The sequence below is a fragment of the Streptomyces sp. NPDC003691 genome, from assembly GCF_053981115.1.
Map to the genome: position 1 here is coordinate 64,166 of NZ_JBSFNQ010000042.1, position 7,854 is coordinate 72,019.

General features: G+C 73.3%; 9 protein-coding genes. 8 read left to right on the forward strand and 1 reads right to left on the reverse strand.

Translation table 11 applies throughout. The annotated features are described in order from the left end of the window. The first annotated feature begins 98 nt into the window (after window positions 1-98). The 8 genes from ACWDR0_RS20515 to ACWDR0_RS20550 all read left to right on the forward strand — a co-directional run bounded on the left by ACWDR0_RS20515 (window position 99) and on the right by ACWDR0_RS20550 (window position 7,401). Complete coding sequence (locus tag ACWDR0_RS20515; RefSeq protein WP_456353134.1) at window positions 99-2,246, forward strand: ATP-binding protein; 2,148 nt, start codon at window positions 99-101, stop codon at window positions 2,244-2,246. Beyond that, the gene (locus ACWDR0_RS20520; RefSeq protein ID WP_456353135.1) at window positions 2,243-2,689 is read left to right on the forward strand and encodes a roadblock/LC7 domain-containing protein; all 447 of its coding nucleotides are present in this window, start codon (window positions 2,243-2,245) and stop codon (window positions 2,687-2,689) included. Before ACWDR0_RS20515 ends, ACWDR0_RS20520 begins: the two co-directional genes overlap by 4 nt. Then, a complete protein-coding gene (locus ACWDR0_RS20525) occupies window positions 2,686-3,069 on the forward strand; it encodes a DUF742 domain-containing protein (RefSeq protein WP_456353136.1) in 384 nt (127 codons plus the stop codon). Before ACWDR0_RS20520 ends, ACWDR0_RS20525 begins: the two co-directional genes overlap by 4 nt. Further along, a complete protein-coding gene (locus ACWDR0_RS20530) occupies window positions 3,047-3,787 on the forward strand; it encodes a GTP-binding protein (protein ID WP_456353137.1) in 741 nt (246 codons plus the stop codon). The genes ACWDR0_RS20525 and ACWDR0_RS20530 overlap by 23 nt, the downstream gene beginning before the upstream one ends. Then, on the forward strand, window positions 3,784-5,037 hold the full coding sequence (locus ACWDR0_RS20535; protein WP_456353138.1) for a cytochrome P450: 1,254 nt from the start codon (window positions 3,784-3,786) through the stop codon (window positions 5,035-5,037). Before ACWDR0_RS20530 ends, ACWDR0_RS20535 begins: the two co-directional genes overlap by 4 nt. Before the next feature lie 301 nt (window positions 5,038-5,338). Beyond that, the gene (locus tag ACWDR0_RS20540; RefSeq protein WP_456353139.1) at window positions 5,339-6,181 is read left to right on the forward strand and encodes a helix-turn-helix domain-containing protein; all 843 of its coding nucleotides are present in this window, start codon (window positions 5,339-5,341) and stop codon (window positions 6,179-6,181) included. A gap of 50 nt (window positions 6,182-6,231) precedes the next feature. Continuing rightward, complete coding sequence (locus tag ACWDR0_RS20545; RefSeq protein ID WP_456353140.1) at window positions 6,232-6,717, forward strand: hypothetical protein; 486 nt, start codon at window positions 6,232-6,234, stop codon at window positions 6,715-6,717. Window positions 6,718-6,828: 111 nt separating this feature from the next. Beyond that, window positions 6,829-7,401, forward strand: coding sequence for a dihydrofolate reductase family protein (locus ACWDR0_RS20550; protein ID WP_456353141.1), 573 nt, complete (start codon window positions 6,829-6,831; stop codon window positions 7,399-7,401). Window positions 7,402-7,513: 112 nt separating this feature from the next. Here the strand turns inward: ACWDR0_RS20550 and ACWDR0_RS20555 are convergent, their stop codons facing one another. Beyond that, window positions 7,514-7,816, reverse strand: coding sequence for a hypothetical protein (locus ACWDR0_RS20555; RefSeq protein ID WP_456353142.1), 303 nt, complete (start codon window positions 7,814-7,816; stop codon window positions 7,514-7,516). Between the last annotated feature and the right edge of the window lie 38 nt (window positions 7,817-7,854).

Genomic DNA, 7,854 nt, shown 5'->3' on the forward strand with positions numbered 1-7,854 from the left:
TCAGCGCTCGTCGCCCATATACGACCGAAATATTCCGTGTCTGCACCGCTCTGCAGCCGTGTGCCCGGTTCCATCGACCCGCCGGTACCGGGCCCCAGATGGTGAGCCGGAAAACGGGGGCGTCCCGCCGCGGCCGCGCGTCCGCTCCCGCCGCCACGGCGGCCGTACCGCCCGCGCCCGGCACCCCCAGCGCCCCCGGTACGTACACCACCGCGTCCGGTACGCACACCACGTCCGGTACGGGCCCCGGGCACCCCGCACCGGCCGCACCCGCCGCCGCCCGCCCCGCGCCGTCCGTGAAGACCCCGCTCTGGTGGCCCGCGGTCACCCTCGCGGCGGTCGCCGCCGCGGCCGTCCTCACCGCCCGGTACACCCCCGTCGACCACTACCGGATCGTGACGGGTGCCGCGGCGGGCGCCGCCGTGCTGCTGTTCCTCTGGGTGCTGCTGCTGGCGCGGCTGGTACGCCGCCAGCGGGCGCGGTACGCGGCGGACCGGCGCGCCGACGACGCCCGCGCCGCCGAGGTGGCGCATCTGGCCTCCGTACGGGTACCGGCGATCGCCGAACGGCGGCGCGAGGGCCGCGGGCTGGACGATGTGCCCGGCCCCCTCTCACCGGCCGCCGACACCGGTGAGGAGTTCGCCGGGGCGCTCGGTCTGATCGTCGCCGCGCTCGGCTCGGACGAGGGCGTGCGCCGGGAGCGGGCGCTGCGCGACGCGGTCCAGGCGGCCTTCGAGTCCGTCGCCCGCCATATGCACGCCATGGCGACGGTCCAGCAGCAGGTGCTGGACGAGGTGGAGCAGAGCATCGAGGACCCCGAGCTGATGGCCGGGGTGATGAAGGCGGACCACGCGGCCGCCCAGATGACCCGCAAGGCGCAGACGCTGCTGGTGATGTGCGGGGTGTGGCCGGCCCGCCGGGAGAACCGCCCGGTGTCGCTGTACGACTGTGTGCGCGGCGCCCAGTCGCGGATCGTGGAGTTCGCCCGGGTCGAGGTGCACGGCGGGCAGTCGCTGTACGTCGTACCGCCCGCCGTCGAGGGTGTGATGCACGCGATCGCGGAGCTGCTGGAGAACGCCACCGTGTTCTCGCCGTCCCGTACCCAGGTCGTGGTGACGGTCCGGGAGGTGGGTTCGGGGGCGGTCGTGGAGATCGACGACGCAGGCCTCGGGATGGCCCCCGACGTACTGGAGCAGGCCACCGCCCGGATCCGCGACGAACTGGACCTGGCGAACCTGGGCGCGGTGCCGAAGCTGGGGCTGGCGTGTGTCGGCCGCTGGACCCGGGAGCTGGGCTTCAGCGTGGAGCTGTCGGCGGCCTCGGCGTACGGCGGGACCCGGGCGGTGGCGTTCCTGCCGTACCGGCTGCTGACCGAGCCGCTGTCGCACTTCTCGCAGGGCGGGACGGGCGCGGCGTACGGCTACGGCCAGGGCGGCCGGGAGAGCGCGGCCCCCGCCGCCACCGGCAGCGGTGCCGGTTCGGGGGGCCGTGCCCCGGCGGCGTACGGCACCCCGGTACCCGACGGCGCCCGCCCGGCCCGTACGCCGTATCCGTACGGCAGCCGGCCGCCGGAGGCGCGTTCCTGGGGCGGTGCGGACAGCACTCCCGCGGTCGGTCCCGGCGGGGACACCCGGGCGGCCCTGCCGCGCCGCCGCAGCAGGCGGGGCGCGGCGGTCGAGGCGGCGGCCCAGCAGGCCCTGGGCCCGCATCCGGGCCATGGCGAGCGCCCCCTGCACCCGGCTCCGCAGCCGCCGATCCCGCCCGCGCCCGCGGTGCCGGAACGGGCCGCGGACTGGACCCCGGACGACGCGCGGGCGTCGGTGGCGAACGTGCTGTCGGGCACCCGCCGGGGCCGGGCGACGGTAGCGGAGGCCCAGGAGCGGGCGCGGGCCGAGGCGGACGCGTGGACGCAGGCGCGGACGGACGGTTTCGCGGACGGTTTCACGGAGCCGCGGACCGGCGGCCCGTACGGGACCGAGCCCGCCGCGCCCCGGCGCCCGGCGGCCAGCTCCCCCTACACCACGCCCGATTTCGAGCCCCCGGACGACACCCCGTACGAGGCCTCGTACGAGACCCCTTACGACACCTCGTACGGAAGCGACTACCGGTCCGGCGGCGAGCCCGGCTACGGCAGCACCTCGTACGGAACACCGCCCCGGACACCGGCGGACACCGGATTCCCCCACGCCGACGGCCGTACCCCCCGACCCCCCGAACCCGATGTTCATCATGGAGGCAGACCGTGACCGGGATCATTTCCACCCTCCCCGACGTGGGCTGGATGCTGAGGCCGCTGATCGAAATCCCGGGCGTCCGGCATGCCGTGGTCGTCTCGGAGGACGGCCTGCGCCTGGGGCACGCGTCGGCGCAGCGGCTGCGCGGTCCGGTCGGTGAGCTGAGCGTGGCGCAGGCCGAGTCCCTCTCGGCGGCCTGCGCGGCGATGAACATGACGGGCCGGTCGACGGCTTCGCTGCTGTTCGGCTCGGGGGCCGGGATGCGGCAGCTGATGCTGGAGTCGGAGCACGGCTTCGTCCTCTTCTCCCAGGCCGGGGTGGGCGCGCATCTGGCCGTGGCCACCGGCACCGACGCGGATGTCGGCCTGGTCGCCCAGCAGATGCAACTGCTGGTGGCGAAGATCGGAGCACACCTGAGCAGTCAGCCGAGGGACCCCGTGGCCGATACACGATGACGGACCGTCCGGAGGAACGCCCGGGGCAGGGTCCGGAACAGCGGACCACCCCGGCGGTACGGCCGTACGTGATCACCCAGGGTCGTGCGGGCACCGGTGCCGAACCGCTGCCGTGGGAGACCCTGGTGATGGCGACGGACGCCGCGTTCCCCGCCTGCCTCCAGCCGGAACACCAGATGATCCTCCGGCAGTGCCAGGGGCTGCTCTCGGTCGCCGAGGTGGCCGCGTACCTCGGACAGCCGCCCTCGGTGGTGCAGGTACTGCTGGCCGACCTCGTCGACTGGGGTCTGGTCGTGCTCCGTCCCCCCATCCCACCGGCCGACCGCACCGATGTGACCATGCTGAGAAAGGTCCTCCATGGCCTCGAACACCGTCTCTGACCCCCCGGACCGGGACACCCCCGGTGAGCGGGGCCCGGGACACGAACCGGGACACCGGGTCCCGTCCGCACCCGCACCCGCGCCCGCCGCCTCTCCCGCCGCCCCGGCGAACGGCGACGCGCCCGGGAAGTACGTCCCGGCGAGCGTCAGGGGCGCGGCCAAGATCCTGGTCGTCGGCCCGCTGGGAGTCGGGAAGACCACGCTGATCGGCACGGTCTCGGAGATCAAACCGCTCTCCACGGAGGCGGTGATGACACAGGCCGGGGCGGAGGTCGACACCCTGGTCCGGGCCGGGAAGACCACCACCACCGTGGCCCTGGACTTCGGCCGGATGACGATCGACGGCGCGCTGGTCCTCTATATCTTCGGCACGCCCGGCCAGCAGCGGTTCCTGCCCGCGTGGCGGGAGCTGGCCCGGGGCGCGCTGGGCGCGCTGGCGCTCGTCGACACCCGCGATCTGGCGGCTTCCTTCGACGCGCTGGGCAATCTGGAGGACCTGGGGCTGCCGTTCGCGGTGGCCGTCAACGACTTCCCGGGCAGCCCGCGCTACCCGGAGGACGAACTCCGCGGCGCGCTGGACCTGCTGCCGGGGACCCCGCTGGTGCACTGCGACGCGCGGGACATGCGCTCGTCGGTGGGCGCGCTGATCGCGCTGCTGGAGCATCTGATCGACGACGACGCCCCTGGCCGGGACCCGGCCGCCGGCGGCCCCCGGTGACCTATCCCCCGCAGCACGCCTACCCCGCCTCCCGTACGCCCGGCGGCCGGTGCCCGGTGGCGCCGTCGCTGTACGGGCCGGAGCCGGACGGCAACGCGCTGCCCGCGTTCTACGAGGAGCTGCGGCGCGAGTACGGCCCGGTGGCACCGGTCACGGTGGCGCCCGGGGTCCCGGCGTGGCTGGTGATCGGACACCGCGAGGTGCTCCATCTCACCCGCGAGGAAGCGGACTTCTCCCATGACCCGCGCCGCTGGACGCTGGTGCGGGAGGGGCGGGTGCTGCCGGAGTCGCCGATCATGCCGCTGGTGGGCTGGCGTCCGGCGCTGCTGTACGCGGACGGGCAGCAGCACCGGCGGATGCGGGCGGCGGTGTCGGCGGCGATCGCCCGGATCGACGGGCACGAGCTGCGGCGCTGTGTGGCGGCGGCGGCCGAGCAGTTGATCGCGTCGTTCGTGGCCCGGGGCGAGGCGGACCTGGTGGCGCACTACGCGCAGAAGCTGCCGTCCCAGGTGTTCACCGGGCTGCTGGGCCTGGACGAACGGACCGGACAGCAGCTGATCTGGGCCATCACCGGCACGGTCGCGGCGAACGCGGACTCGGTGAACGCGAGCCGCCGGATGGGCGGCATCCTCGCGGAACTGGTCGCCGAGAAGCGGGCGCACCCGGGCGACGACCTCACCTCCACCCTGCTGGGCCATCCCGCGCGGCTCACCGACGAAGAGGTGCTGCACAACCTGGCGGTGATGTTCCTGGCGGGCAACCACACCACGGTGAACTGGATTTCGGCGACGCTGCGGGTACTGCTCTGCGACCCGGCGTTCCGCTCCTCCCTGGCGGGCGGCCATCTGACCGTCGACGACGCCCTGGACCTGGTCCTGTGGCGCCACCCCCCGACCCAGCACTTCCCGGCCCGCTACGCCACCCGCGACCTGGTCCTCGGCGGCCGCCCCATCCGCGCGGGCGACATGCTCCTGCTGGGCCTCGCGGGCGCCAACCAGGACCCGGCGATCCTCCCCCCGGACGGCGCCCCGGTCGTCGGCAACCGCTCCCATCTGGCCTTCGGCGCGGGCCCCCACGCCTGCCCGGCCCAGGACCCGGCCCGCCTGATCACCCGCACCGCGGTCGATACCCTCCACCACCGCCTCCCGGACCTCCGCCTCTCCGTCCCGGAGTCCCAGCTGACCTGGCTCCGCTCCCCGTGGAGCAAGGGCCTGGCGGCACTGCCGGTGCGGTTCGGGCCGAGGCGCTGACGCTGGTCGGTGAGGGTGGGGAGGCCGGCCGCCCGGTGACCGCTACCGGGGTTGCCCCGGGGCATCCGTCTCCGCCCTGCCCGGCGCCCCTGACACCGGTTTATGCGACTACGCCAATATCACCATCGGTGCATAGTCCCCTGGTCGGGCGCCCGCGTACGGTCTTGCCGACCATCCCGGCAAGGCTGACGACAAGGGGGTTCGCCATGGCTCGTTACGGACCGGCCGTACGCACCGGAAGAAGGACGTCCGCACTCCGGACGGAGCAGGTTCCCCCCGAACGCGAAGTGCGTCAAGGGCGTTGACCCTTGAGCCCCGACGGCTGGACCGGTCCCGGTCCGATCTGGCCGAAGCCCTGCGGGACCTGCGCAAACAGGCTGGGAGGACCCAGACCTGGCTTGCCCGCCGCTGTGCCATGTCACAGACGAAGGTGAGCAACATCGAGAGCGGGAAGACCGCGCCCGCGCTCGTCGACGTGGAGCTGATCGTCGAGGCTCTCGGCATAGAGCCCGCGGTGGCCGACAGGCTTCTCGCCCTGACCCGTACGGCGAACACCGAATGGCAGGACCACCGGTCCTCCCGCCGGAGGGGCCTGGACAAGAAACAGAACGAGCTGGCCCGGCTCGAAGCCGTGACCACAGAGTTCCGCTTCTTCCTGCTCTCCACGATCACCGGGCTGCTCGCCACACCGGACTACATAAGGGCAAGCCTCGCGGACGTACCGGGGGACCAGTCCAGGACCATCGCGAAGAAGCTCGGCCGCCAGAGCGTGCTCCACGACCCGGGGAAGTCCTTCACCTTCCTCCTCACGGAACAGGCCGTCCGCTGGCCGCTGCTTCCGCCCTCCGGCATGACCGCGCAGTTGGACCGGCTCGCCGCGGTCTCCCGGCTACCGGCCGTACGAGTCGGGGTGATCCCCCTGGACGGCCACATCGACGCACGCCCGCTCAGCACCTTCACCGTGTACGACCGCCGCCTCGCCACGGTCGAGACCGGGACCGGCGCACTGGTCCTGAAGGACCGGCGCGACGTCGACTCCTATCGAGAGGACTTCGCCCGGTACGAGCGCCACGCCCTCTTCGGCGACGGCGCCAGGGCCGTGCTGTCCGAGTGGGCCCGCGTCCTCACCCGGCGGCACCCGTAAGGCATGCGCTCATACGCGTTTCGCGGTCACGTCCGGAACGGAGTCATCGGATGCACCACCACGGCTACACCTGGACCGGCGAGAAGAGGGCCTTCGACGACGAGGCCGTACGGCGGCCCCCGTACCCCGACCCGCCGCCGCCCGCCGCGCCGGGCGATGCCGCGGCGCTGCGGCTCGTGGAGCGGTACCGGGAGGTCGTCGCCGAGTTCGCCGTGACCGGGGTGCCGCCCATGGAGACCGCGTACTGGCTGGTGAAGCCCGCCGCCCTGGTCCGCGGGACCTGGGCGGAGCCCGGGGAGGCCGGTGGCTGGCTGGCGGAGCGGCTGGCCGAGGCCGGGCCCCGGTTCGCGTACGGGGCGGACCGCGACCCCGTCCGGACCGGGCGCCTCGTACGGGACGCGGTCGAGCGGCTCGGGCAGGGCGGCGATGTGTCGCTCGGGCACTATCTGGGCGGCACCCTCTTCCACTCCCTCGCCCTGGTCACCTGCTCCCCGAACCGCGCCGGGCCCTCCCTCGGCTGCCCGCTGGACAGGTGATCGGAAAAAGACCCGCCGGGAGCGATGAGTTTCGGTACGGTCCCCGGTCAGAGATCATGACTGGCGCACCACACGAGGGTGGGCCGGACCCCGAGACACCGAGGAACGACAATGCGCACTCTGATCAGCACCGCTTTCATCTCGCTCGACGGTGTCGTCGAGGCTCCGGGCGGCGAGCCCGGCTACCGGAACTCCGGCTGGACCTTCAAGCACACCGACTTCCTGCCCGAGGCGTTCGCCATCAAGGGCCGGGAGCAGGGCGAGGCCACGGCGATACTGCTCGGCCGGACCAGCTACGAGGCGTTCAGCCCGGTATGGCCGACGATGGCCGAGTTCGCCGACTACAAGGAGATGCCGAAGTACGTCGTCTCCACCACCCTCGGCGAGGACGACCTGGTCTCCAACTGGGGCGAGACCACCATCCTCCGCTCGGTGGAGGAGGTCGCCGCGCTGAAGGAGACCGAGGGCGGCCCGATCATCGTCCACGGCAGCGCCACCCTGAACCACGCCCTCTCCGACGCGGGCCTCATCGACCGCTACCACCTGCTGGTCTTCCCGCTGCTGCTGGGCGCGGGCAAGCGCCTCTTCAGCACCTCGGACCGGGACGTCCAGAAGCTGAAGCTGGTCGAGCACACGGCCTACGACAACGGCCTCCAGCTGAACGTCCTGGACGTCGTCCGCTGACCGGGCGCCCGGCCCCGTTACCTCACCCGTGCCATGCTGCCGGCCCTTCACCGGGCCCGGCAGCCCGGAATGCGGCCACCCCGGCTCCGGCCGCCGTCATCAGTGCCTCGGACTACGAGTCGGCGGGCTCGTAGGCCGTGAGGGCGAGCCGCCCGGCGTCTCCGGTCCTCAGGACGTTCACCAGGGTCTCGTCCCCATCACCGAAGCGGAGGGTGAAGACCGGATCGAGGTCCATCAGGAAGTCGAAGCCCTCCCGGTCCTCGTCCGAGAGCGGCCCGGGGTCGAACGCCGCCTCACAGGTCCAGCCGTCGCCGGTGACGTCGACCTCGACCTCGACCTGTACGCCGTACCCGCCCAGGCACAGGGAGCCGTTGGCCTGCCAGTCGAGCGTCGCCGGTCCCCGGTAGCTGCCCATCGCACCAGTATCCTCACCGGGCCGTTGCCGCGCCCGCC